Source organism: Pseudomonas sp. ADAK7, from assembly GCF_012935675.1.
GTDB lineage: Bacteria > Pseudomonadota > Gammaproteobacteria > Pseudomonadales > Pseudomonadaceae > Aquipseudomonas.
Genome location: NZ_CP052861.1, coordinates 5,295,496 through 5,321,748 on the forward strand (window position 1 = coordinate 5,295,496; position 26,253 = coordinate 5,321,748).

At 60.1% G+C, this 26,253-nt stretch carries 20 protein-coding genes and 1 pseudogene; 11 read left to right on the forward strand and 10 right to left on the reverse strand.

The genetic code is table 11. The annotated features are described in order from the left end of the window. Positions 1–48: 48 nt before the first annotated feature. From HKK53_RS24335 to HKK53_RS24355, 5 genes are read left to right on the forward strand one after another with little or no spacing between them, the layout of a single operon-like run. Positions 49–1,761 (forward strand): DUF2138 domain-containing protein, encoded by a 1,713-nt coding sequence (locus HKK53_RS24335; RefSeq protein ID WP_169372883.1) that lies wholly within the window; start codon positions 49–51, stop codon positions 1,759–1,761. Next, positions 1,731–2,396: a DUF1175 domain-containing protein gene (locus HKK53_RS24340; RefSeq protein WP_429512684.1), complete on the forward strand. Its 666-nt coding sequence runs from the start codon at positions 1,731–1,733 to the stop codon at positions 2,394–2,396. Before HKK53_RS24335 ends, HKK53_RS24340 begins: the two co-directional genes overlap by 31 nt. Beyond that, a complete protein-coding gene (locus HKK53_RS24345) occupies positions 2,393–6,958 on the forward strand; it encodes an alpha-2-macroglobulin family protein (protein WP_169372884.1) in 4,566 nt (1,521 codons plus the stop codon). Before HKK53_RS24340 ends, HKK53_RS24345 begins: the two co-directional genes overlap by 4 nt. Before the next feature lies 1 nt (position 6,959). Then, positions 6,960–8,579 (forward strand): DUF2300 domain-containing protein, encoded by a 1,620-nt coding sequence (locus HKK53_RS24350; protein WP_169372885.1) that lies wholly within the window; start codon positions 6,960–6,962, stop codon positions 8,577–8,579. Positions 8,580–8,582: 3 nt separating this feature from the next. Beyond that, positions 8,583–9,398: a YfaP family protein gene (locus tag HKK53_RS24355; RefSeq protein ID WP_169372886.1), complete on the forward strand. Its 816-nt coding sequence runs from the start codon at positions 8,583–8,585 to the stop codon at positions 9,396–9,398. 70 nt (positions 9,399–9,468) lie between these two features. Here the strand turns inward: HKK53_RS24355 and HKK53_RS24360 are convergent, their stop codons facing one another. The 6 genes from HKK53_RS24360 to HKK53_RS24385 form a co-directional block, all read right to left on the reverse strand. Further along, positions 9,469–10,434 (reverse strand): fatty acid desaturase family protein, encoded by a 966-nt coding sequence (locus tag HKK53_RS24360; protein ID WP_169372887.1) that lies wholly within the window; start codon positions 10,432–10,434, stop codon positions 9,469–9,471. Positions 10,435–10,475: 41 nt separating this feature from the next. Continuing rightward, on the reverse strand, positions 10,476–11,570 hold the full coding sequence (locus HKK53_RS24365) for a hypothetical protein (RefSeq protein WP_169372888.1): 1,095 nt from the start codon (positions 11,568–11,570) through the stop codon (positions 10,476–10,478). Next, on the reverse strand, positions 11,567–12,301 hold the full coding sequence (locus HKK53_RS24370; RefSeq protein ID WP_169372889.1) for a hypothetical protein: 735 nt from the start codon (positions 12,299–12,301) through the stop codon (positions 11,567–11,569). The genes HKK53_RS24365 and HKK53_RS24370 overlap by 4 nt, the downstream gene beginning before the upstream one ends. Next, positions 12,298–13,341, reverse strand: coding sequence for a hypothetical protein (locus HKK53_RS24375; protein ID WP_169372890.1), 1,044 nt, complete (start codon positions 13,339–13,341; stop codon positions 12,298–12,300). The genes HKK53_RS24370 and HKK53_RS24375 overlap by 4 nt, the downstream gene beginning before the upstream one ends. Before the next feature lie 53 nt (positions 13,342–13,394). Then, the gene (locus HKK53_RS24380) at positions 13,395–14,456 is read right to left on the reverse strand and encodes a glycosyltransferase (RefSeq protein ID WP_237150601.1); all 1,062 of its coding nucleotides are present in this window, start codon (positions 14,454–14,456) and stop codon (positions 13,395–13,397) included. 65 nt (positions 14,457–14,521) lie between these two features. Further along, on the reverse strand, positions 14,522–15,982 hold the full coding sequence (locus HKK53_RS24385) for a fatty acid desaturase (RefSeq protein WP_169372892.1): 1,461 nt from the start codon (positions 15,980–15,982) through the stop codon (positions 14,522–14,524). Positions 15,983–16,186: 204 nt separating this feature from the next. Between HKK53_RS24385 and HKK53_RS24390 the strand changes: the two genes are divergently transcribed. Further along, entirely contained in the window at positions 16,187–16,852 is a 666-nt protein-coding gene (locus HKK53_RS24390) for a hypothetical protein (RefSeq protein WP_202027608.1), read from the forward strand. Next, the gene (locus HKK53_RS24395; RefSeq protein WP_169372894.1) at positions 16,846–17,958 is read left to right on the forward strand and encodes a hypothetical protein; all 1,113 of its coding nucleotides are present in this window, start codon (positions 16,846–16,848) and stop codon (positions 17,956–17,958) included. Before HKK53_RS24390 ends, HKK53_RS24395 begins: the two co-directional genes overlap by 7 nt. Here the strand turns inward: HKK53_RS24395 and HKK53_RS24400 are convergent. After that, a complete protein-coding gene (locus HKK53_RS24400; RefSeq protein WP_169372895.1) occupies positions 17,946–18,845 on the reverse strand; it encodes an esterase/lipase family protein in 900 nt (299 codons plus the stop codon). The two genes, HKK53_RS24395 and HKK53_RS24400, sit on opposite strands and share 13 nt — an antisense overlap. Further along, positions 18,842–19,720, reverse strand: a complete 879-nt coding sequence (locus HKK53_RS24405; RefSeq protein WP_169372896.1) for a metal-dependent hydrolase — start codon at positions 19,718–19,720, stop codon at positions 18,842–18,844. Before HKK53_RS24405 ends, HKK53_RS24400 begins: the two co-directional genes overlap by 4 nt. A gap of 176 nt (positions 19,721–19,896) precedes the next feature. Between HKK53_RS24405 and HKK53_RS24410 the strand changes: the two genes are divergently transcribed. From HKK53_RS24410 to HKK53_RS24420, 3 genes are read left to right on the forward strand one after another with little or no spacing between them, the layout of a single operon-like run. Next, entirely contained in the window at positions 19,897–20,826 is a 930-nt protein-coding gene (locus HKK53_RS24410) for a fatty acid desaturase family protein (protein ID WP_169372897.1), read from the forward strand. After that, the gene (locus HKK53_RS24415) at positions 20,826–22,427 is read left to right on the forward strand and encodes a GH3 family domain-containing protein (protein WP_169372898.1); all 1,602 of its coding nucleotides are present in this window, start codon (positions 20,826–20,828) and stop codon (positions 22,425–22,427) included. The genes HKK53_RS24410 and HKK53_RS24415 overlap by 1 nt, the downstream gene beginning before the upstream one ends. Further along, positions 22,412–23,497 (forward strand): aromatic ring-hydroxylating oxygenase subunit alpha, encoded by a 1,086-nt coding sequence (locus HKK53_RS24420; protein ID WP_169372899.1) that lies wholly within the window; start codon positions 22,412–22,414, stop codon positions 23,495–23,497. The genes HKK53_RS24415 and HKK53_RS24420 overlap by 16 nt, the downstream gene beginning before the upstream one ends. A 15-nt stretch (positions 23,498–23,512) precedes the next feature. On the opposite strand, the gene HKK53_RS24425 is transcribed toward HKK53_RS24420, so the two are convergent. Together HKK53_RS24425 and HKK53_RS24430 are read right to left on the reverse strand one after the other, a co-directional pair. Further along, on the reverse strand, positions 23,513–23,752 hold the full coding sequence (locus HKK53_RS24425) for a type II toxin-antitoxin system RelB/DinJ family antitoxin (RefSeq protein WP_169372900.1): 240 nt from the start codon (positions 23,750–23,752) through the stop codon (positions 23,513–23,515). Between the two features lie 190 nt (positions 23,753–23,942). Continuing rightward, positions 23,943–24,122 (reverse strand): annotated as a pseudogene (locus HKK53_RS24430) (type VI secretion system tip protein VgrG); the annotation flags it as partial. Between the two features lie 666 nt (positions 24,123–24,788). Here HKK53_RS24430 and HKK53_RS24435 point away from each other — a divergent pair. Then, positions 24,789–26,249: a DUF6861 domain-containing protein gene (locus HKK53_RS24435; protein ID WP_169372901.1), complete on the forward strand. Its 1,461-nt coding sequence runs from the start codon at positions 24,789–24,791 to the stop codon at positions 26,247–26,249. Positions 26,250–26,253 lie beyond the last annotated feature (4 nt).

Here is a 26,253-nt window from a genome sequence, read left to right on the forward strand (position 1 = left end):
TCCCGCTCCACGGATGAATTGCTGAGCTTTGGGAACATGAGCGTGAACATGAGCGATAACACTGCTTCTCCGGCCGCCGAAACGCCTGCCGCCAAACCTCCACGTCGCTGGCCAGCCGTGCTGATCGGGCTGTGCCTGGTGGCCGGCGTTGCGGGCGGATTGGGCTGGTTCATGCACAAACCCAAAGTGCCGCTGGCGGCGTTGGCCAGTGACAAACTGGGCATGGGCCGCCCGGACGGTTTGCTGGAAACCAACTCCCTGAGCCAATTGCCCAAGGACTTGCTGGCGGTGCCGTTCCTCAAGGAAACCCTGACCGAAGATTTCGTCTTCTATTACGAAGCTCATGCCGATCGCCTCGGCTTGATCGGCAGCTTGCGGCGGATCATTTACGAACATGACCTCAAGCTGCAGGACAGCCTGATCGAGCAGCTTTTCGATCAACCGGCGGACGTGGCGCTGTGGCGTGGGGCGGATGGTCGACTCAAAGATTTCCTGTTGGTGATGGATCGCGGTGGCCTGGCCAAACTGCTGGAGCCGCTGGCCAAAGTCGCGCTGGATGACACGCAACTGACCCAGGTCGGCTCAGTGAAAGTCGGCGCCGATGACGTGGCGCTTTATCAACTGACCTACAACGCTACGAAGGCGCTGATGTTCGCCTCCCATGGCGACAAACTGGTGGTGCTGTCCAATCCGACCAAACTCTACGATGCGCAAAGTGGTGCTTCTGAAGAGTCGGGTGCCGTTTCCACCAAGTCCATCGCCGCGCTGCTCAACGGCGACAAACTGTTCCCCGAAGCCTTCGGCCTGCAACCCCGTGCGCCTGAAGTGAAACAACGCCTGTCAGTCAATTCCAGCGTGTTGGCCATGGGTTATCAGCGCTTCATCCCGAACTTCGCCGGCTTGCGTTTTGATATGGACGACAAGGGCTGGCACAGCTTCCTCGCCATGGACGAACTGGACAACCAACCGGACTTCGATTTCAAACCGATCTGGCAAGCCATGCCGATGGGCGCCAGCGCCTGCGTCGCCTTGCCCCTCGCGGCGGAGCAACAGAAACCCTTGCTGGTCAAACTCGGCGCCGAAGAAAAAGTGGCTCAAGCCCTGACCGAACACATGGCCGGTGCCGCTGGCCTGTGCTGGTACGCCGATTCGCGGCTGTACACACCGCTGCTGGTGGCCAGCCTGAATGACAGCGACAGCGCCCAACTCGACGGCGACCTGGGCAACCTGTTCGGCTCGATGGTCGGCGCCTATGAAGGCAACGTCGAAGCACACGCGTTCCCGGTGGTTGAGAAAAAGGAAGGCGAAAGCCATCAGTGGCAGCGTCAGGTCAGCTCCAACTTCGGCCCTTATAAAGCCAAGGACGCCGAGAACCCGGACGCGATCACCGGCAAGGCGTTCATGAAAGTCAGCCTGGCCCGTCACGGTTCGACCCTGCTGTTTTCCCTCGACGACAAGCTGGTGGATAAAGCCCTCGGCACCCTCGACAAACGCTTCCCGCCGATGGCCGACGTGGTGCCGAAAGACCTGCTGATGCCGGTCTACTTCGGCCCGGATTCCATGGCCCAGCTGATGCAACAGGAAACCCTCGACAGCCTGCCCCAGGACATGGAACCGGTGTTCTACAACGCCGCGCAAACCTATCTGATCCCGAAACTGCGCAAGCTCGGCGGTTACGGCAAATACGCGCTGACCTTGCCCGAGGGCAGCGAGCCGGACGGCTATTGGCAATGGCTGCCGCTGGAGTGGAAAGCCCTGTGACAGCCCTTATCCGAGGCCTCGGCCTGCTGGCGATGTTGCTGGGCAGTCGGGCGTTTGCCACTGAGGCGCCACCGCTGGACGTGCAGCAATCCCAGGTGTTTCGCGCCTGGTTTGTGCGCATCGCCCAGGAACAACTGACCCAAGGCCCGAGCCCGCGCTGGTTTCAGCAGGACTGCGCGGGCCTGGTGCGCTTCGCTGCCAACGAAGCGCTGAAAGTCCATGACGACAAATGGCTGCGCAGCAATGGCCTGTCCAACCGTTACCTGCCGCCGGAACTGCAACTGAGCGACGCCCAGCGCGGTCTCGCCCAGCAATGGCAGCAGGGCGGCGGCAAGGTCGGGCCGTACGTCAACGCGATCAAGTTGATTCAGTTCAACAGCCATCTGGTCAGCCGCGACGTGTCGCAAGCGCGGCCCGGCGACCTGATGTTTTTCGATCAGGGCGACGACCAGCACCTGATGATCTGGATGGGCCGCTTTATCGCCTATCACACCGGCACTACAACCCCCACTGACAACGGCATGCGATCCGCGAGCCTGCAGCAACTCATGACATGGAAGGACACCCGATGGATACCCGACGCAGCCAACCCCAACTTCATCGGCGTCTATCGACTGAACTTTCTCTCCCAATGATCGGTGCCCGCATGTTGCGTTTACTGCCTTTGCTATTGGTTTTAGTGCTGCCGTTTTCGACGGTCAACGCCGAAGACACCGTCGAGCCCAGCGGCTACACGCCGGTGGCCGGTGAAAGTTTCTTCCTGCTGGCCGACAGCAGTTTCGCCGCCGACGAACAGGCGATGGTCCGTCTCGAAGCGCCGGGTCGCGATTACCGCCGGTTCCGCATGGAGCCTTATGGCGGCGCCGACATTCGTGTGTATCGCATCGACAAGCCGCTGGACTTCCTCAAGCGCCAGAAGAACCTGCACCGCGTGGTCAGCGACGGCCAGTTCAAGGGCGAAGGCCTGTCGAATACCCTCGCGTACCTGTGGGACAACTGGTACCGCAAATCCCGTCGCGTGATGCAGCGAGCGTTTTCCTACGAGTCGCGCAAACAAGTCACCGAGGAAGTGCCCGAGCTGAAGATGGGTGCCGCGATTGCCGCGCCAACGCCCTACGACGCCCAGCCGCAATTCGCACTGATTCCGGGCCTGCCGGTTGTCAGTCAGTTCCGCTATCCGCTGTGGGAAGCCAAACCGATCCAGCCGCCTGCCGGCGTGAACCTGGCCGGTTCTTCCAGTGAATTCGTCAGCGTCGCACCGGGCAACGTGTACATCCCGTTGGGCCAGCTGAAGCCGGGCCTGTACCTGGTGGAAGCGTTGATCGGCAAATACCGCGCGACCACCATGGTCTTCGTTTCCAACACCGTGGCCGTGAGCAAGATTGCCGGTGATGAGTTGCTGGTGTGGGCCGCGCGCAAACACGAAGGCAGTTCGGTGCCGAAGGTCAATGTGCTGTGGACCGATGGCCTCGGTGTGATGAGCAGCGGTGCGACCGATGCCGATGGTTTGCTGCGCCTGAAACACGTCAGCCCCGAGCGTTCGTTCGTGATTGGTGAGGATGAAGAGGGCGGAGTGTTTGTCTCCGAGAACTTCTATTACGACAGCGAAATCTACGACACCAAACTCTATGCCTTCACCGACCGGCCGCTGTACCGGCCGGGGGATTGGGTGTCGCTGAAGATCGTGGGTCGCGAGTTCAAGAACGCCCGGGATTCGGTGGCGCCGACCGCTGCCGACGTCAACGTGACCGTGCTCGATGCCACGGGTACGGCGCTGCAATCGTTGGCGCTGAAGCTCGATTCGAAGTCCGGCACCCAAGGCCGTTTCCAGCTGCCGGACAACGCGGTGGCGGGCGGTTATGAATTGCGTTTCAGCTACAAGGACCAGGCCTACAGCAGCGCCTTCCGCGTCGCCGAATACATCAAGCCGCACTTCGAAATCTCGCTGAACCTGGCCAAGCAGGATTACCGCACCGGCGAACCGGTGAAGGGTAGTCTGGTGCTGCTGTACCCGGACGGCAAACCGGTGGCTGACGCCAAATTGACCCTGAGCCTGCGCGCCCAGCAACTGTCGATGGTCGACAACGAGCTGCAATACCTCGGGCAATTCCCGGTGGAGCTGACCAGCACCGAACTGACCACCGACGCCAAGGGCAACGCGACCCTCGACCTGCCGGCCGCCGACAAACCGAGCCGCTACATGCTCACCGTGTTTGCCAGCGATGGCGCGGCGTATCGGGTCAAGACCACCAAGGAAATCCTCATCGACCGTGGCGCCGCCAGCTTCAACCTGCGCGCGCCGCAACGCTTCAGCGCAGTGGGCGACAAAGTTGCCTTCAGCTACGTCAACGAAGGCGGCAGCGAACAGACCAAAGCCGTCACCCCAAGCAGCTACAGTTGGGTACGCCTGGAAGACCAGACCACCGGCGACGGCAAACTCACCGCGAAGGACAAAGGCTTCAGCGTGGCGTTCGCGCGGCCGGGCACCTACAACCTGACCTTGAAGGATGACCATGGCCGCGTCGTCGGCGCCACTGGGCATTCGGTCACTGGCGAGGGCGTCAAAGCCGTGCCGGGGACCGTGGAAATCGTCCTCGACAAACCCGAGTACAAGGCCGGCGACGAAGCCATGGTGTTGATCACGTTCCCGGAACCGGTCAGCGATGCGCTGCTGTCCCTGGAGCGGGACAAGGTCGAGGCCACGGCGCTGCTGTCCAAGGGCGGCGACTGGCTGAAGATGGAAAAACTCAGCGACACCCAATACCGCGCGCGCATTGCGGTGAAGGACAATTTTGCGCCGAACCTGACCTTCTCCGTGCTCTACACCAAGGGCGGGCAGTACAGCTTCCAGAACGCCGGTATCAAAGTTGTGGCGCCGCAAATCGACGTGGCGATTGCCACCGATAAAGAGTCGTATCAGCCGGGTGACACCGTGTCGGTAGACCTGACGACGCAGTTCGCCGGCAAGCCGATTCCGGCGCATCTGACGGTCAGCGTCGTCGACGAAATGATCTACGCGCTGCAACCGGAAGTCGCGCCGACCATCGACCAGTTCTTCTATCATCCGCGCCGAAACAACGTGCGCACCAGCGCCAGCCTGTCGTTCATCAGCTACGACGTCGCGTTGCCGGGCAGCCCCGGTGCGCCGGGCAAAGCCAACCGCAGCGAACGGGGGGTGAAAGTGCTGGAGCGGCCGCGTCGTGAAGACGTCGACACCGCCGCGTGGCAGCCGGAATTGATCACCGACGCCAACGGCAAAACCCGCTTCACCTTCAAGATGCCGGACTCGCTCACTCGCTGGCGCATCACCGCCCGGGCCATTGCCGATGACGGTCAGGTCGGGCAGAAGAAACAATTCGTGCGTTCGGAAAAACCGCTGTACCTGAAGTGGAGCGGCCCGAGCAAATTCCGCACCGGCGACAAACCGGCCCTCGGCGTGTTCGCCTTCAGCCAGGCCGAGAAACCGGTCAAGGCTGAGTTGGTGATCCATTACAGCGGCGCCGAGCAGCGTATGCCGGTGACCCTGAACAGCGGCATCAACTACATCGCACTGCCAGCGTTTGCGCTCGCCAGTGGTGACTGGACTGCCGAGCTGGTGCAGGACGGCAAGACCGCCGATGCCCTGGCCGTGCGCCTGACCGCGACCGGTGACGGTTGGCAGGTCACCCAGAGCCAAGTGGTGGACGCGGCCAGTGGTGATACCGCGCTGACCTTGCCGTCCGACGCGACGGATATTCGCCTGCGCCTGGATGACAGTCCGCAAGCGCTGTTCCGTTCGGCCCTCGATGATTTGCTGAGCTATCCGTACGGCGGCGTCGAGCAGACGGCCAGCCGTTTGTTGCCGCTGAGCATTGCCTATCCATCGCTGTCGTCGAATCCACAGGTTCGTGATCGCTTGCGCCTGATCATGCAAAACAGCCGTCTGCGCCTGGTGCAAATGGCCGGGCCGTCGGCGAGTTTCACCTGGTGGGGCCAGGACGGTGAGCCGGATGCATTCCTCACCGCTTACGCCTATTACGCCGACTGGTACGCCAGCAAAGCCCTGGAGCTGAGCTTGCCGCCGGAGCATTGGCAGCGGGTGCTGGAGGTCTATTCCAAGCAAGCGAAAAACACGCCGCTGTTGCAACGGGCGCTGATCCTGTCGTTCGCCAAGAAGATGCAATTGCCGGTGAACACCTTGCTCAGCGGTTTGATGGATGACCTGGCGAAGGCCGGCGACGGCAACGCGGCGAACCTGATGGACGATGGCGAAGACAGCCTGGTCATGAGCGATCCGGATTCGGCGCTGGGCCTGGCGGCGGCGCGTGCGCTGACGGCTTCGTTGGCCAAGCAGTCCAAGGTGACGTTGCCGGATGCGTTCAATCGTCAATTGCCGGATGCGCAACAACGTCTGGCCGTGAGTTCGCAGCCGTTTGCCGAAGCCCTGAATCTGTCGCTGCAAGCCTTCGATCAGGCTCATGCGCAACAGTTGTTGCAGCGCCTGCTGCCACAGCAATCGACCCTTGAACGCGCCTTGGCCCTGAGCTGGTTGCAACACAGCATCGAGCAGGCGTCGCCGACCATCGCCCTGGCACCGGGTGAAGGTTGGAAGAAAAACTACGGTGATACCGGTGAAATGTATTGGACATGGCAGGGCGCTACGCCGGTGCCGGCGGCGTTGTCCCTGACCGGGACCCAGGAGCGCCCGTTGCGTGCTGCGCTGAGTTATCAGACCAAGCAACCCGCCATCGACCCGATGGCCGTGACCATCACCCGTCGCCTGTCGCGTCTGGTGCCGGGTGACGAAGCGTTCGAATTCAAACTCGAAGCGGTTGGCACCAAGCCATTGTCCAGCGACAGCCTGTACCTCGACGAAGTGATCATCTCCAGCAAAGCCGCCAAGCCGCTGCGTTACGGCATGCTCGAAGTGCCGCTGCCACCGGGCGCCGACGTCGAGCGCACCACGTGGGGCATCAAGTTGATGGGCAAGGCTGGCACTGAACCGACGGCGCTGGAAAAGGCGCGCTTCGAACCGGGGCAACTGGCTTACGCCATTCCGGTGGATGCCTTGAGCGGCGAGTTGCGCGTGCGGCATCTGGTGCGCTTCTCGCAAAAAGGCCAGTTCAACCTGCCGCCGGTGCGTTTCACCCAGGTCTATGCGCCACAGCATCAGGCCCAGGAACAGAAACCGGCGCTCAGCCAGGTCACGGTCAACTGACATGACCCGGCCTCTGGTCTGGTGGCTGTTGTGTTTGCTCCCTGCGCTGGCGACAGCGCAGGACGAACCGTTACGACTGGGCTTCAAGGGCGAATTGCTGTCGCTGAGCCAGACCCAGGTGATGGCCCGCGAGCCGTTGCCTGCAGATCTGCAGACGCCGTTAGGGAGTTTGTGGAAGCTGTTTGTCTACGGCTGGCTGGTGGATACCGGCGCGCGGGAACCTGCTTATGAATGTCGCGGGCAGTCCAAGGAAGAAGTGTATTGCTGCACCGCGGGCGGCAGGATTGGTCGTGATCAGGCGTTGGTGAAGTCGTGCGGGTTGTATTTTGAGCCTGCGCGGCTGGGCATTGTCGAGGGTGATTGGCGTAAATATTGGCAGGCCCGACAGGCGCCGGAATGGTTGCTGAATTTGCCGTCGTTGCAGCCTGCGACGCGGGTTCCCGTGGCGGAATTATTGAAGGCGCTGACCGTGATGCCGGCGCAGGATCAGGCGCGGCGGGTGTTGCTGGACGTGGTGTTGAACGCCGCTGACGGCAATGCTGTGGGCGAACTCGGTGGCCGGTTGCGGGTGAAAACCTGGAGCTGGTTGGGAGATCAGGATCCGTCGTCGCGTCAGGGCGGGTTTGCCGGTTGGACAGAGGATGGCACGCCGATCTGGGCTGGTGGGCGCGGGACCAGTCAAATGGTGCTGCGCAATTATGGTGTGGCGCTGGCTTCGGTGGTGCCGACGGATTGGCCCGTGGATGCTGGGCGTTGCGTTGAGGTGGGGCTGTTTTCGCGTTATCCGGTCGGCCGCGTCCTGGCGGGGGATCGGGTGGTCGAGTCGGGCCCCTTGCAGGGCGACTACCGCGTCGAATTCGCCAACGGCAATCAACTGAACATCCACAGCGACGGCGAATTGTTTTTACTCAACGACAAGCTGGTCGCGCGCCTGGACCGCGAAGAATACGTCGCCCGCGTCCTCCAGCGCGAAGCCAAGTCCGAACCCGCTGAAGCCGCCAAAGCCCTGGCCATCGCGATAAGAACCTACCTGCTGCAAAACGCCACGCGCAACGGCGACTGCCTGAGCATCGACGACAGCAGCAGCCGTCAACGGGTCGCCCCACGTCCGGCCACTGCCGAAGCGCGCGACATCGCCGCCTGGACCAGCGACCTGGTCCTGGCCGGCAGCACTGTCACCTATCACTCCGACCAACCCGGACCGGACAAACTGTCCTGGCAACAAGCCGTCGAACAAGCCAGCGCCGGCCAACGCTACGACGCCATTCTGCTGCACGCCTACCCGCGCGCCAGCCTCAGCCGCTGGGACAACCCTGTCGCCTCCTGCGAAGCGTTGCCCGCCGCGCAAGACTGGCTGCAAAAACAACGTCGCGGCTGGCGCCAGCAACTCGAAAACGAAGTCGGCTACAACGAAGTCAACACCTTCGCCGTCTGCCGCCTGGCCTTTGGCCGTCCTTATGTCGACCGCGAACGCCAGCGCATTTACGTGCGCGGCGTGCTGTCGTTGCAGGACCGCCTCGACCTGACCCACGAATACTTGCACCTGGCCTTTGAAGCACATCCCAATGGCCAGGATGAAACCTACATCGAAGGGCTCGCCCGCCACCTCTTGCTGGAATAGGCCATGAAACTCCGTTATCCACAGGTCTTCCTGTTCCTCTGTTCTTTTTGCGTATTGCCGACGACCTTCGCTGCTGATGCTGCCGTCAAACTCGACACCCCCGTCGGTGGCTGGCGTACCGGCGCCATCGAGGGCGAAGGCGAAAACTTTCGCCAGAGCGTCAACTACCCGGCCTCCTCGGTGAATACACCGGCAGGGCAGGCCAACACCGCGCGCATTACCGGGCAGATCAACGCCACACCCAAGTCGAGTGAGCCTGGGCGGTTGATCGTCAATGGCGTCAGCATGCCGCTGAAAATCGATCCGGCTGGACGCTTTGATCGACCGTTCTCGTTTCCCAATGGCAGCAACAGCGTTGAAGTGCGCAGCCCTGATGGCCAGCAACGGCATCGCACGCAGTTCCTCAATGTCAGTGGCGGGGCGACGCCGGCCAAGTTGCGGGTGCTGCTGTCGTGGGACAGCGACAACACCGATCTGGACTTGCACCTGATTACCCCGGATGGCGCCCACATCTGGTACGGCGACCGGGTTGCACCCAATGGCGCGGCGCTCGATGTCGACGTGACCACGGGGTATGGCCCGGAAATCTTCGCCATGCCGGCGCCGATCAAAGGCCAGTACCTGGTGTATGTGAATTACTTTGGCGGTGGCTATCGTAATGATGAGGAAGGGCAGGAGGATGCGGTTCAGGCTTTGACCACGGCGCAGGTGACGGTGATCACCGAGGAAGGAACGCCCAACGAGAAGATGGAGACGTTCCTGGTGCCGATGCGGGCGGTGGGGGAGTTGACGCTGGTTAAGGGGTTCAGCTATCCGTAAGGGGGTAGCCAGAGGACTGTGAACCCCAAAAGGCGACGCCGCCAGTTGAGCAACCCCGCAGGATGTCGAATCAGGCGGTCGGCAATTTAGCGGCCGGGAGGCTGACATCGCGCAAGACCCCGATGTAGCCGTTATAGAGATTGCCGGTGGGTACCAGCTGCCGGGCCACGAGTTGTTGATGCACGCTGCGCAAATGGTAGAAGGGCACGCGCACAAACAGGTGGTGCTCGATGTGGTAGTGAATGGCGTGCGGGCCGAACACAAAGGTCTGCCAGTTGCCCCGGACAATGCTCCGCGCATTCTGGCTCTGGTCATCGCAGGCGGGCAGGCCGGCGTGCTCCATGATGGCCCGGACGCGGCCCATGAAGGGCAGCAGGGTAATGGCCGGCAGCAACCACAAGATCGGGTAAAGCCAGGCGTGCCCGGACCACGCCAGTACGCCGAGCAGCAAACCGTTGCTGGCGAGCATTGAAAAGACTTCCCACGCCATTTGGCCCGGTGATTTATTGACCTTGGGCATGATGTCCCGATAGTCGCCGCGGGCAAATTTGCCAGCACTGATGAAGTAGCCCACCCCACAGATGTCCGCCAACAGCTTTGCGGCGAGTTTGCCCCTGGGCAGCGGGAAGTCACCGAGACCAAACACCGCGACCACCGGGTCGTCATGCCGCATCGGCGCGAGATGATGTTTCAAATGCCCGGCACGGTAGGTGTGCAGCGACAGGAACAACGGACCGGCGGCAAAAAACTGCCCGATAAAATCATTCAGACCCTGATGGCGCAGCACCACGCCATGGGCGCTTTCATGCATGATCACCGCCAGCGCCAGTTGGCTGCGGGCAATGATGATCGCCGCCAGCAGGTAAGTGATCGGGTGCGGCCACAGCGCCGCCGCGGCAAATGACGCAGCGATCAATCCCCAGTCCGCCAGCAGTGCCAGCAGAGTGAGCCACGGTTTCAACGCAAAGAGTTCAGCGGGCGGCGTGAAAGCATTCAGGGCCGGATTGTCGCCGGCACGGGAATTGGGTTTGGACACCTGCGTCACCTCCTTGTGTGTGGCGGCGTGAGTGAGCGGATTCACAAGCTGAGCAGGCGACTGACCCACGCGTCGATCCGCGCCTGGGCGCACGCGTTGCCGGTCGCTCCGTCGCGATCAGGCGCTTGAGTCTCGGTCAATTCCGCTGCGGCTTTCGCCACCTGGCCGCGAAAATCAGCGACGTCACTGCGCCAGGTCACCACCCGGTGCTCTAGCTGTAACTGTGCCGCGCGGGCGGCATTGGTGGCCTGTTCGGGCTGATCGGTGAGGACCAGGATGATCGGCCGCCGATAGACCCGCGCGATCGACAACGCGGCCATGCCCGGTGCAGATACGATCAACTGCGCTTGCGCCGCGCGGCTGGCCCAGTCCGGGTCAACCCCGAGCCAGCCGCCAACACCGGCGTAGCCTTCGCCCACTTGATGGGCGCTCAGGCCTGCATCGGCGATGCCCGCGCTCAAGGCTTCGGCCAGACTGACGTCACTGAAATGCGGATTCAGGTAAATCGCCGCGCCAACCGGCTGTGATGGCGTTTGCGTGTCAGCCAGGGCAACCGGGGTCGGTAATCGAAACAGCGCTGGTGCCTTGGAATCGTCGATCTCATGGGCGAAGTCATGCTCGATACACGCTCGCGCCGCGTCTATCTGCCGGCCGACGATCCAGCCGAACAACCGCCCGAAGGCGCGCGGCCACATGCCCTCGAAATTGTTGATCAACGCGACCTTCAGGCTCGCACCGTACACATGCACGACTTTGTGTCGCCACCCGGGCACCGTGCCCATGAACAGCAGTGCCGGGTGGAAGGAGTCATTGATCACAAGGTCGACGCTACGCAGTTTGTCGCGCAGGCGGACGATGTCGCGAAACATCCTGCCAGGGCGAAAAACATAGTGCGCCACATTGCTGTTGGTCGCTTTGCGCAGCATGTTCTGCCCGCTGTCGAACTGAACCGCATAGTGCCGCGACAGGATCTCGGCCTTGATGCCGAAGCTTTCCAGAAAGCGTTGTCCTTCGTCCGAGGTGGTCAGCACTTCGACCTGCGTGCCGGCCTTGTGCAGCGCGTGCACCAGCAGTTGTGCGCGCATCAAATGGCCGCGTGCATCGGCGGTGGCGAGGTAGAGAATGCGCGGCTTCATCGGTCACCACCGCGTGTCCCGCCATAGACCCAGCCGGCCACGTACATCGCCAGTGCACCGGTCACGCCGAAGCCGGATTCGATCGTGCGAATCTCGGCCAGCAACGTGCTCAGGTGGCCCGTTTCCTGGGGGCCGACGATGCGCCGCAAGGTGTGTTCGCACAGCCGGACGTGGGCTTTTTCGTCGGCCAGCACCCGGGATAACAACGGATAGAATCCATGCTCGGGGCCGATGACGGCGCAGTGGCGACTGAGTACGCGCTCGGCCATCTGCTCGGCGCACAGCCCTGTCGCGTAAGCGGGCACCAACAAACCGTGTTCAAAGTGCTTTGCATAGCGATGCGCCAGGCGTTGCCAGCGCAGGATCTTGCGCCGGCTGAGCCAGTCCGGGGCCAGGTGCGTTTCGCCATCGTCCCCCACCGCGCGTAATGCTTCGCTGAACAGCGTCACATGCCGGCGTTCATCGGCCAGATGCTGCTCGACCTGACGCTCAAGCCAGTCGGGCGACTGCGGCAATAACTCTTCCAGCAGGGCGCGTTCCGTCGCGTCTTCCCCGGCAAGGTACATGCGTAGCAGCAACCTTTCGCCGCGTTGGCTGCGGTGCAAACGTGCGAGTGCGGCACGCTTGATCCGGTCCACCCAGCGCGCCTGCACGGCGCCCAGGCCTTGCGCCTTGGGTGTCGCCAGGCAGGCAAATCCGTCATCGACGCAGGTTTGTTCAACCACAGTCATTGCGCCGACTGCTGCGCGGTGTCGACGGTCGCTGCTGTGGTTTGCGCTTGCGGCTTGCGGTGCCAGGCCAGGATCAAGCCGATAAAGCTGTCCTGCATAAACGCGTAACCCGAAGTGGCGGCGCCGGGGAAGGCTTCTTCACGATCGTTGTAACGCAGATAACCTTTGCCGTTGCGAGCCCCGAATTCCAGCGTGTCCTGTTTATTAAAGCCATGCTCACGCACGTCCTGCAGCAGCGGACTGTCTTCGAGACCGAAGATAAACAGCTGGCGCTGCACCACCCACACCGGAATGTGGCTGCTCAACGCTTGCAGTTTGAGACCCCAGCTGCCATTGGTGAGCAGTTGGTTCAGGTCGGTGCTGGTCGATTCATCCGAGGTAAAACCGGCCCGCATCAGTGACTTCGAGACCTTGCCGACGCCGAGGGCAATCGTAATGTCGTTGGCGGAAGGATTCTGCGCATCGCTTGGGCGTACGGCGACGAAATAGTTGGCCACCCGCGCGGCAAGCGATGGATGCGCGAGCACATCGCGCGCCTGTTTGGCAGTAAACAGCACGCGCTCAGTGCTGCCTTCGCGAACGCTGATCCGGTAAGGAGGCATCACGATGTCGTCGAATTTGCCGCGCACCGGCGAGTGGACGTAGGTGTCGGGTTTCCAGGTCTTGCCCGATCGGCGCAGCAGCACATGCAGGCTCAACGGCACACGCTGACCGTCAGACGCGATACCGCTGCCGTGCAGCAGTACGTCGCCGATCACGGTTTTACTGTCATGGGCGGCATAGGCAGAAATCACGATGGTGTGGGCTTCAGTGTCGAGGCTGGCGCGAGCATCCGGTAGATCCAGCGCGATGCGGTTGCACTGCGCGTTATTGCCCGTCGTGCCGCCCATGAGGTCTGGCGGGCAGCCCTCGGTGGAGGCGAAGTGAAAGACGCCGCGGCCGGTAAACTCGGCTGGCGTAGCGCTGGCCTGGATACTCAGCGACAGCAGGACCAGGGCTGTCAGGTAGGAACAGCGTGAGGCGAAGGAGTCAGTTTTCATCATTACTTCCTGTAATCGGGTTTACGTGCAAAAAAATGCGACGTTGCCCGGTATCAATCCAAAGGTCGGTGATAGGACAGTGCTTCAGAATGGCGAGCTTTCGCGCGCCCGGCAGAGATGCCCAGCCCACGAACGATTGCACCTGCGGTATCGAGCAACGACATGCCAATTACAATCACCGTCGCGGCGATGCGTCGCACACCGTGCAGCGGCGGTAAATCCTGATGGTTCAAGGCGCGCAGGCTGTAACCGAGACGTCCCGCCATCACGCAAAAAGGGCCCAGCGGCCCACTGCGGCCGAGCCATTGCAGCCAGGATGGCATATAGGCGCGTACCAGATAGGGTGTGAGGCCGACGCTGTCGCCGCCCCGGAGCCAACGCAGTTTCACCACTTCGCCACGGGTGTCCGGCAGTTTATGTTCGGTGTGCGCGCGCGGGGCGTACTGCACCGCAACCCCGGCGGCTTGCAGGCGCAGGCCCATGACCTGGCAATGCGCGCGGTACACGCCATCGAGCGGTTCATAGCGATGCTGTTCGAAGGTGTCACAGCGAAACGCGACGTTATTCGCGTAGAAGTTGCGCGTGGCGCCTTCGCGCAACGGGCTGGGGAAATACATGAAGTCGATCGCGGTCAGGGCGCTTCCGGTCGGGCTCGCGTCGTAACTGGTGCGCCCGGCGACCGCCATCGGTGCCGTCGCCCCGGGCTGGGCGAAGGGCGAGAGCAACTGCTCAAGCCAATCGAGGCAGGGACTGCAATCGGCATCGGCAAAGACCACGTATTGGCAGCGGCGCTGATCGACAGCGTCGAAACCGACATTTTTCGCATCGTAGTAGCCGGTGCGGGCATCAATTTCGATGAAGTCGATCGGCCGCCCGGCCAGTTCTGAAAGCTCGTTGCACGCCTGGGCATCCAGACCGTCATGGGTGATGACCCACTGCGCAAAAGTCTGCGGTGCCAGTGTTTGTTGGCCAAAAGCGATGATCAGCCGTTTCAGGCTCGCCAACGCTTCCTGTGAATCATGGCCGCCGCGCAGGTTATTGGTTTCGACGACTAATGCCGTGTTGGCCGCGACGACATCCAGGCCGCTCGTTACTTCCCTGTTTCTATGCGCCATTGGCATCCCGAGTTGCTTCGTAATAAGTGTGTTAGCCCAAGCGTTTTCGCCCGAAGCGAATGAACTCAGCCTTTTTGCTTCGACCCCGACCAGAGCAGGGCCAGCAGCGCACGGGAGTCCATGAGACGCTCATCGGCGCTGACCAGTCCCGGCAGGGCATGCCATGGAAGGTTGGCGCTGCGATGATGATGCAAATGCAGATTGATGTGATACGGCCAAATGAAAAACCTGCCGATGCAGCCCACTTGCCATGCGTAAGTCCATTCCGGCCAGCCGGGGGTTACATCGGGTCCACCGCTGTGCTCGGCAATACTGCGGATTTTCTGCAGCAGGGTGCCCAGCGTGGCCAGTGGCACAAACCATAGCAGGGCGAGCAGCAACAGTGTTTGTGCGGAACATTGCCAGGCCAGCACTGACAACAGCGCCAGCCAGATAATGCCCGCAGCCATAACAGGCCGGCTCATCTTCAGTGATGCGCCGCCTGCGTTTTTGTAAGCGCGCAGATTACGCAGCATATTGATGATGAACAAATCGCCCAGTAATTGCCGGAGCAGCAACCTCCCGCTCAAGGGCCGGAACTGCCAGGGTTGTCGATGATAAAGAAAGCGCCGCTCCGGGTCTCTTGCGGCGCCCGTGTGCTGATGATGCTCGAGGTGCAGCGGCCGATAGAACTCGATGGGCACCGTTCCCGGAACACCGATGGCCAGGTTGATTAAAAAGTCGTTGGTACGGCGGTGGCGCGTCAGGTGGTAGTGCGTAGCGTCGTGGTACAGGATGAACAGCGCATGTTGGCGCGCGGCAATGATGACGAAGGCCAGGCCATACAAGCGCCAGTCCGCGACATAGATCGCGATGCGCAGCGTCACGATGATGCATAGCCATTCCAGCAGAATGGCGCCCATGGTGCGCAAATCCACCTTCAGCCGATGCAGCAGGACGGTTATCAGGCCCGCTGCGCCGCCAACGGCAATGCCGTATACCGCGTCGAGAAAGACATGTTGCCCGGTGGTCAGCACGGTCATGGCCAGCACCACGCTCCACAGCGCAAACAGCCGGGCCTGGCGCACGCGCAGATAACCCAGGACCACGCTGATGGCCACTGGCAGCGCGACGTGGCCACTGGGGGAGGCGGCCAGCGGTGAGTCGATCCGGTAAAACCACGTGAGCAACTGCGACGGAGTGTCCGGGCGCATCACCAGGGTGGGCCAGAACAGGTGGCTCACCAGGCAAGTCCCGGAGGCCAGGGCGGCGGCAAAAAAGGCCGGCAGCAGCCACTCGCGACGCCGGCCCATCAACACCAGGACCGGCATGATCAACAGATAACTCAAATACAGCGGCAGCGTGTAGGGTAACTTCGCAATGTGTGCGTCAATCATGCCCGGCTGAATAATCCGCACCGGCCCCATCGGGAAGTGCGTGACGAGAAAATATAAAACACCGGTCACCAGGATGTAGACCACTAGCCAACTAAAGGGGCGGGTCACACGGGAAGTATTAAAACCAAGACTGGTAGCGGCGTGGGGCATGAATAAAGGCACCTGGATATATCAGGACACGTATGGGTGAAGTTTGTACTTGGTTGACCTGTTTGACCCACGGAAGTCTACGTTGCATCGGCCGATTGATCCCGCCAAAATCCGGCTATCTTGCTCTTGATGCAGAAGGTCTCCATGAGTTTATGCGCAACGTCCTTTGAATGCTCCCGGCTGCGCCTAAATGAAATTGATCGGATGTTCGAGATTTATTCTGCGTCGTACCACGATACCTCGCGTTTACGCTTTGATCAGGATCTCAAGGACAAAACCCACTGCATCGTTTTGCGTGATGCAGCTGAAGTTATTGTCGGGTTTACCACCCTCAAGCTTTATGAAAAAACCTGGGCGGGCAAACCGATAAGAGTGATTTTTTCGGGCGATACGATCATTGATCGTGAACACTGGGGGAGCCAGCAACTGGCATTCGCCTGGATGCGGCTGACGGGGGAGATCTGGCAGGCGATGCCTGACGTCCCGCTCTATTGGTTCCTGATCTGCAAGGGCCACCGGACCTATCGGTACTTGGGCGCCATGGCGCTAAGCTATGCCCCGCGCGCGGGTGCGGTGACGGATCCTGATACTCAGGCATTGCTGGATCACCTGGCGATCGATCGCTTCGGCGAAGCCTATGATCCGAACACCGGTGTGCTGTCTTTCGACGTGCCTCAAGGTCGCCTGACCACGGAGTTGGCCGAGGTTCCAGCGCCTCATCTGCGCCTGAACAACGTTCTATATTTCCTCGAAAAAAATCCCCGCTATGCCTCCGGTGACGAACTAGCATGCCTGTGTGAATTGCACCCCGACAATCTTCGGCCCCTGGCACTGCGCCTGTTTGCAGACGCGCGCCCGACGCCATGCTGATCCGCCAGGCCAGCGTTGCAGACAACCTGAAACTGCTCGACTTTCAGGCGCTGCGGGCGATGCAGGGTAACTTGCCGATGCGCTTTGATCGCGGGCCGGACTATTTCGCGCTGCACCATTGCCATGCCGCGGATCATCGAACGTGGCTTGCCGAAAGCGAGGTCGGTGAGCTGAAGGGCATCGCCAGCCTGGTGGTGCGTGATGGCTACTTGCAGGAGCGCATTCAGCCGGTGGCTTACCTGGGGGATCTGCGGCTGGTGCCTGACCGGCGCCTGTCAAAGTCGTGGATGGCCGAGGTCAAAGTCCGGCTCGAAGCGTTGGCCGATGAAACCGGTGTGCAGCACGCCTATTGCTGCGTCATCCGCAGCAATCGGCTGGCGGCACATTCGCTGCTCGGTGGTCGGCGTGCCAATCCGCTGATGCTTTCCCACTGGCGCGGCTACAGCAACGTCGCCGTGTATGGTCAGCGGGGCTGGGGAAGCGCGCCGCGAACGGTGGAGAACGTGCGCATCGTCCAGGCACAGCCCCGCCATGCCGATGCGTTGCGGGCATTTCTCGACAGTGAATCGACGGGCCAGCCCTTTGGTAGCGTCTTTAGTGAAGCGCAGTTTTCGCGGCGCCTGGAGACCTGGCCGGACTTCGGTATCGAGTCATTTATCCTGGCCGTGGACGCGCGAGACAATCTGCTCGGTTGCGTCGCCCCTTGGGATGCCGGGCGTATCAAGCGGGTGGTGCTGGAGAAACTGCCGCTGTCACACCAGGCGCTGCGCCTCGCGTTCAATGCCTGTGCGCCGGCGTTGGGTCGCCCGGCGATCGCCGCCCCAGGCCAGGCGCTGCAAGACATCTACTTGACTCATCTACACATACGGCAGCGTAACTCGCAGATTTTTGCCGCCCTGCTGGATGTCGCCTGGGCGCGTCTTCGCGGCCGGTACGCGCTGATGCAAATGTGCCTGTATGACAATGATCCGCTGTGGAGGGCGATGAAACGTTATCGCTCAGTGTCCATTCCCATGGATCTGTACACGGCGCCTTGCGTCGGCACCGCCCCCGCGTTGGCGCTGGATGCAGGACGTATCCCGGGGTTCGAGATTTATCTGGTCTGACCGGGCCGGGTCTCATGCAACACATTCAGCAGCGTCAGCCAGAAACGGGTCGCGTCAAAGCCACCACCGCCCAGCACCGGCTGGCCGTGATCGAGGTGCGGCAGGCAAATCTGCGGCATGCCCTCGATGCGCAGGTTCTCGATGTAAAACTGGCCGTCATGGGCACAACCCGGTCGTTGGGCATTGAGGCGCGCATGATGGGTGTCGAAGCGCGAACTGGGCGCGGCGGTCCAACTGACGACGTGGGTAGCATGCAAGTCGGCGGGCAGTTGATTGAGTAGTTGCGCGATTTGCGGGTCGCGCAGGCTGCTGATATCCCGTGTGCCAGCGGCCATCCACGGCGTTTTTGCCAGCACCCGGCGAACCCGGTCGAGCGGGTAGCTGTGGCCGGGTTGCCCGGCGGCGCAACCCAGCACCTCATCCATGACGGTCGACGGACCGGTCGGCGGTTGCACCAGCGCAACGCCATCACACGCGTCGCTCAAAGCTTTGTCCTGAGACAATGCCGCCAACGCGTCGAGCCCGCCCTTGCTGTGCGCCAGCAGGACAAATCGTTGCCCGTGCTGGAGTTCGGCGGTCAGCACTTTGCTGATATGCCTGCCTTGCGCCATGACCCCGCGCGAAGAACGTACGGGCATGCGCAGCACCTGATAACCCGCGTCCCTCAGCGCCTGGGCGCAATCCTGAAAACACCGTGGCAACCATTCAGAAAACAAACCGGCCACCAGCACCACCAGGGTGCTTGGGGGAAGGCTTGGCGTGGGGTTGTCCCAGCACGAGATAAATCGCCCCGTCCAATCCAGGTGCGCCGCAGGCCTTACGAATGGCGTGGCCGGAAAATGCAGCGGCCAATCGTCAAAGCCTTCTGGCATCCAAGGCGTGTTCATTGATTGGGCCTGGCGTATTCGTCCAGCGTTTGGCGTGCCGCGTCCAGGGCTTGAGTGGTGTCGAGGCGGTTGGGGTGAAACCCCGGAACGAACCAGAACAGCCACCTTGGAAAGGCGCGTGTCAGCGGGCCGGGGTTCACAAATAACCACCATTGCAAGCGCAGCCACCCTCGCCAGTTACGGCGTTGCCCATCATTCCCGGCCAGGCGGTAGATGAAATACATGACGTCGACGGCAAAGTAAGCCGTCATGGTCAGCATGACCCCGCAGCGCATCAGGTAGCGCCACAGCGGATTGCGCACCACCGCGCACAGCACGTCGAAGGCGACAGCCTTGTGCTCGGTTTCTTCGATGGCGTGCCAGCGCCACAGCATGGCCATCCTAGGGTCGGCGCCTTCCAGCACGGCGGGGTGGCGCAGCAACTGATCGGAGAGAATGGCGGTGAAATGCTCGAGGCTGGCGGTCATGGCCAGACGCGTCGCAGGCGTAAACCGATTGCCGACTTCCTGTCGGCGCCGGAGAAGGTTCTCCAGTTCATCAATCGGCGCGCCCTGTGCCGCCAGCAGTTGGTTGTACAGCCGGTGTTCACGAATATGCGACGCTTCCTGATAAACAAACTCGTCAACCGCCCTGCAAAGCGTGGCATCTGTTTCGATCGCGGCACGAAAGTGCACGACACTATCAATAAACAGTTTTTCGCCGAGGGGAAACATGATCGACAGCCCATCAAAAAAACGCGTGACGAGGGGCCAGTCTCGATACCAGTAACGGGGAATGCTCGCATCCAGTGCAAAGCGAACGTTGCGATGGGGAATTGTTGTGCTAGTTGATTGTGCAGGCGGGCACCGGGAGAACAGGCGTTTGAGATACGACATATCGACGGGAGCTGCCTTGAAAAACTACAGGCTATCTCTTTTCTTGAGCATCGCAACCAGTAGAAATAGCGAAGTTGTTTGCGTTTCGTCGTTGCCGCATAGACCGGGCAAGTTATCGTGAGTGAAGAGGACTGGGCGTTATACTCGGCACATTCGACCTTTCCACAGGATCCCTCATGCGCAGTTCCACTGACAGTTCACAAACCAGTCGTTTCGACGTGGCCAATCTGTGTGTTCTGGCGCTGCAAACCCTGATGTGGGGGGCGACGCTGACCTGGTTGTCACACACCGATGCGGGTTGGCTCAAGTGGCTTGTCCTGATTCCGTTTTGCCTGGTCATGCAAGGCGTGTTCTCGATGATGCACGAGTCCTTTCATGGGTTGGCCCACCGTAAAAAGTCGCTGAACTACTTCGTCATGTGGTGGGCTTCAACGCTGTTTGGTGCCTCGGCCACGCTGATTCATATCAACCATCTGGGCCACCACACTCGCAATCGCACTCGTGCCGAACTGGCGGATTTCGCGGTCGCGGATGAGTCGCTGCTGCGCAAGCGGATCGAGTACTACTTTGCGGTGCTCGGCGGTATCTGGCTCGCGGCGTTTATCGGCAGTCTCTTGTTACCGCTGCTACCGGCGCGCATCACTGATAAATGGTCGCAAACCGCTGAGGTCAATACCTACGCCGCGGCCTTCAAGGATTTCTCCAACAGCGACTTCCGGCGTATCCGCCTGGAGGTGATCGCCAGTCTCGCGGTGTGGTTATCGGCCGGGCTATTGCTGGGCTGGACATGGCAGGTGGTGCTCATTGCCTACATCGCTTTTGCATTTTCCTGGTCATCGCTGCAGTGGGTGTACCACATGCGCACGCCGCTGGATGTCGTCGAGGGCGCCTATAACATGCGGGCGCCGCGCCTCGTCCGCTGGGCGTTTCTGAACTTCAATTACAACCTGACCCATCACCGGCAATCGGGGCTGCATTGGCAGCAGATGCACCGGGCATCGAACCTCAAGGAAACCCGGCCATTATGGTTTGGCTGGCTGCAGGTGTTCCTGCCGCCCCAACGCTTGCCCGATGACTTGACCCAACTCGACAAGACCTACTTTTGATGAGCGCCAACAACGGCGCCAAACGTGCCCTGTGGCAGGGTTTTATCGACAGTGCCCAGCCCACGCTTGATCTCTGGCGAGAACAAACTGAACAGCCGGAGTTGGCGCAAGAACGGGTATTGCAGCGACTGCTGAAAGCCAATCGTGACTGCGCATTCGGGCGTGCCCACGACTTCGCCCATATCGCTGATTCAACGCAGTTTCGCGATAACGTACCGATCCACTCTTATGCGCAACTGCATCCCTGGATCGAGCGCGCGCAGCACGAGTCAGAAGCGATTTTGACCTCCGTCCCGCCGGTGTTTTTCGAGCGCACGAGCGGCAGCAGTGCCCTGCAAAAAGCGATTCCTTATACGCGCGCCTTCCTCGGTGAAATGCACAGTGCGTTAAACGTCTGGCTTGCCGACATGTATCGTCAAGTCCCCGAGATCAGTCATGGCTCAGGCTACTGGTCGATGTCGCCGCCGCTGCAAATGCCGGTGGCCGCTCCCAATGGGGTTTCCATTGGTTCCACCAGTGATCTGGAGTATCTGAGCGGCAGCAATGTCGCCAGCCTGGCAGGGACTTTGCTGATTCCACAATTTGCCGGCGATCCGTCGCAGTGGCGCCGCCAGACCCTGTTGGCATTGTTGGCCGATGCTGATTTGAGTTTTATCAGTGTGTGGAGCCCGACGTTCCTGACCAGTCTGTTGCAGCCGTTGTTTGACGGCGAAACACCTGAACATGCCCAGACATTTGCCTGGCTGGAAGAGGCGCTTCCCGCCTCACGCAAGTCTGCCTTGCGTCGAGCGCGATCCCAGGGCGTGTGCACCGAACTCTGGCCGCGACTGGCCGCCGTCAGCTGCTGGATGGACGGCCCCAGCCGCACCTACTTCAAACAATTGGCGGTGCGTTTTCCGCAAGCACAATGGCTACCCAAAGGTCTGTTCGCCACTGAAGGCGTGGTCAGCGTGCCCTATGGTGACGAGGCCGGGTGCCCGCTTGCAATTGGCAGTCATTACCTGGAATTTCTCAGCGACGACGGTTCCTTGCGCAATGCTCATGCGTTGCGCATGGGAGAAACCGCAGAAGTCTTGCTGACCACCGGTGGCGGCTTGTATCGCTACGCATTGGGGGATCGGGTCCGGGTCGTTGGTATGCAGGGTCGTACGCCGCGCGTGGAGTTTATCGGGCGCGCCGCGGTGACCAGTGATCTGGTAGGTGAGAAGCTCGATGAGCAAATCGTCCAGGGCATCTTCGATCGTTGCCTTACCACAGCGGCCGCCGCGTGCCTGATCCCCAATGCCTCGGCCACGCCGCCGTATTACCTGGCGTTGGTCGCCACCGGCGAAGACATTGCTCCACAGGCGCTGGCGCTGGCTATCGAGTCGGCACTGTCGGGCGTCTTTCATTACGCCCAGGCCCGCAGCCTTGGGCAACTGGCGCCGCTACGGGTTCGATTGCTCAACGGTGGCGCTGATCTGCTCGCTCAGGTCCTGCAACAGGCGGCGGAGTTAAGCGGTATCCGCGCAGGTGACGTCAAACCGCGCCCACTTATCAATCGGCTTGAGACAGCCGACGCCATTCTTGCCCTGACGGAAACCCAATGTCAGCACCTTTGATCAGCACCGTCGAGGTGCCTTGCGATGCAACCCTCGAACAATGGTATGTGGCTTGCTCCAGCAAGGAACTGCCCAAGGGCAAGCCTTACCGGGCAAGGATTCTTGAACTCAACCTTGTGCTCTTTCGTCAGCGTGACGGCCAGGTCGCGGCATTGCTCGACCAGTGCCTGCACCGAGGCACACGATTGTCGGCCGGCAAGATCGCCGACGATTGCCTCGTCTGCCCCTACCATGGCTGGCGCTATGACGCCCAGGGACAAGTGGTGTACATCCCCAGCGTCGGCGATAAACCGTGCTCATCGACAGCGCGAGAGCATCGATTTAAACAGCGCCATTTTGCCGTGCAAGAACTGGACGGACTGATCTGGGTGTACACCGGCACCAGCGACCCGCAAGCCAAACCGGTGTTCAGGCTACCGGCCTACACCGAAAAAGGCTGGCAGTCCTACTTCATGATCAACACCTTCGAGGCCGACGTCGGCAGCCTGGTGCAAAACTTCATGGACGTGCCACACACCGTCTTCGTCCACGAAGGCATCTTCAGGTCCGGCACCGGCCGCACCATGGAAGCCACACTCGCCTGCAAGGCACACAGCATCGAAGTGACCTATCACGACGACGGCGACAAAATCGGACTCCTGAACTGGCTGAGCAACCCCGACGGCGAGCCACTGGTCCACACCGATCGCTTCTTTGCCCCCAACGTCACGCGCTGCGACTACCAGTGGGGCGACCGCTCGGCCTTCTACATCATCAGCCAAATCACACCGATAAATACCCGCCAGTCCCGCGTCTACACCTACATCGCCTACCGCTTCCGCTTACCCCGCTGGCTACTGCGAACATTGCGCCCGTTCATCCACCTGTACACCCGCATCGTCATTCGCCAGGACGTGAAAATCATTCAGGCGCATAGGGAAGGACTTGATAATGCGGTGGGTTTCAAGCCGGTGAATGTGCGGGCGGATGCGGTGCATGTGGGGGTTGAGCAGATGTTGGTGGCGGTGAGGCGGGGGGAGGAGTTGCCGGTGGGGCAGCGGCAGGAAAGTCGGATACGGTTTGAGCTTTGAGGGTGGTGCGATTGGCTATAGCTCATCCAGCTTTACCTTGACTCGCTGAGGGGCGGTAAGACGTTCGGTGACTACGGCGATGAGCGCTTCATCCTCTTCGCTGAGTAATGCTGCTTTGAAAGGCAACTTACCGTGTTCGGCGACGTATTGAAGGGTTTGGTGCAGAAGTTCGGAAGGCGTTACCCCGAGCTTTTTCAGCTCAGCAAATGAACGCTGCTTCAGGTCATCGTCGATGCGGATGTTGATGGAAGCCATGGTGAGATACCTGTAATGACGTTTGTCGTTACGACATCAATGAGTCCTTGGCTCGACAACCCCTCATTCAGTCGTTTCAGATGACAGGTAGGCTTTCTTTCAGGCATTAAAAAGCCGGCTTGTGGGCGGCGTTATTGTTGAGTTTCGGCCTGTTTTTATTGGATTAAATTAAGGGTTGAGTTTTTGTCCCCACATGCTGACCCATCATCGACTTCAGCTCGACTCCGGAGTCCTGACACACCAACAGCAGGTCAAATTGGTACGCACGTGACAGACCTTCAGTCCCTCTAAAGGACTCCAGCAGCAATTCCTGCTCAGGGTTGGCGAGGTTCTTGAATTTGAAAAGGCGCCGGTTCTGCGGCGAAAGCATCGCGGCCAGGTCTATCTCCTTGAAGGCAGGGAGGCCAGCACCGCCGCAGTCAGCGGCTTACGTTTACAAACTGACAAGTGAGGCACGGGTCTGGTGCTTAAGTATCAACCAGTTAGGATATTGCTCCGACATCAGCAACAGATACTCACCGGTCCTAAAACTCTGAAAATCTCGTCAGACCAAAGCTACAGACGCATTCCGTATCTCGCAATTACTGGAACGTGTGGCCACAAGATAGTGCGAAAGTGCCACTAGCCCGTTAATAAACAGCCAACATTTCTCTCAAAACCGTTACAGTTCCAGAGAGGCTGAAAGGAGACACCGGGGCGCTGCGCCGTGTCAACCACAACGAAGGGCCTCGGACGATAGCGCTCATCTGAGGCATTCCCAGCATAGGTGAGCTGTCTTAATTGCGGAGCGCTAGAAGAATGCGCTAGCTGGCACATATCCAAGCGTAACAACGAGTTAAGTGGAGACTCGACTTTGTAGTGGCGTATTGTCATCATCGCGGTCTGTTTTGCAGATGAGAAAAATGAGCTCGTCCTGGATTCAGCTCAAATATTCAGGTCTGATAGGGCGACATACGCAATGCTCAGATCATGTCAATGTGTGGTCACGTAAGACATCGGTGCAAGCCTCCTTCAATCCAGGGACAGTGATGTGTAAATGGACCTTTTAGCCAATATTCCAAGCTGGGATGACATCGAGCGAAACCTCGACTATAAATTCAACACGCTGAATCAAGGCTACAGCGATGGGCTGCAGAGCGCCAATGATAGCTGGAATGGCTTCACCCGACGCGTCAATATCACCGCGACTCAAGCTTACGGATTCATGGGCGGCAACCGCATTGACTCGGTGAAAACGGCGATGAGGCTTTCCTACCCCATCATCGAGTCAAATCTCAAGCGTAAGTGGGCGTCCATCGAGATTGAACAAATCCTCCCGGTGCTCCTGCAACTGGTCAAAGAAGTGGCGATGATTTTGGGCGGCAGCGTTGCGGTCGGGACAGTCGCTGGCGGCGTCGCCGGGGCGTTCTTCTTTGGTGTGGGCGCTGTGCCCGTAGCAGCAGCTGGCGCGGGCATCGGTCTGCAGGTCGGCAATCTGATCCTAATGGCGCTGGGCCTCTCATCTATCGCTGAATATTTCTATAAAGGTCTGCCTGCTTGCCTTTCTACCTTGCAGGAAGGCTTCGCCACTGCCTGGCACGCTGATGAAGGGCTGAAACCCGAGGGCCTCGATCCTACCGGTGGTTCGGCATACGTAATCCAGGAGCGCATTGATCGCGGAGCTCGACAACTGGCCAAAGGTCAGGAACAACTCGTGCTGCTGCTCTTCACTGCCATCGTGACTTATATGACGCGTGGGCAGGTCAAGGCAGGCCTCATGGGCAGCATGGACAGCATCGCAGCGCGCAGTGCCAAGCTTCAGTCCGAGATTTCGAACAAGCAGTTTGCGAATTGGTTGGCGCGTAATCAGCAGGAGTTGTTGACTCTGCCTGAGTTGCAGGTTAATGGGCCGGCTCCGCTAAAGAACGTAGAACTCGATAATATGCGCGAGTACTATGCCAAGCAAGATTCTGATTTTGTGTCTCATGATACTAAACTTGAAAAAGCAAAAATGTTTGATACACAAGGCCTCTCTCAAAAGGAAATAACAGATTATCTTTCTACAGGAGATGGACAGCTGTACTTGGATAAGTTGCGAGCTGCTGCGCCAGACGCATCTGCTGACGAAATATTCAAACGTGCTGTTGGCCAAATTGGATCTGGAAGCACAATACCGAAAATAGTGGTGATGGATTCACCACTGGTCAAAATCGTGCCTGTAGGGAAAGAAGTTACCGACTACTCACCCTTCTTCACTACGATGGATGAATTAAAAAAAGCCAGTCAAAGCGAGTCTACACTCGCGGATTATTTTGGCCTTCCCCTAACCAGTGAAGCATCAAAATATTCGGTATTCGAAATAGTACCAATAAAGCCAACCGAAGTTTTCGTGAACAAGGTCGCACCGACTACGGAGTTTGGTGGAAGTATTGCCAGGTCTGGTGAAGCGTTTCAAAGTATAGTAACGAACCGAGGTGAATGGTCTGCACCTCGGTTAATTGGTGCAATAGATAATTAGGGGT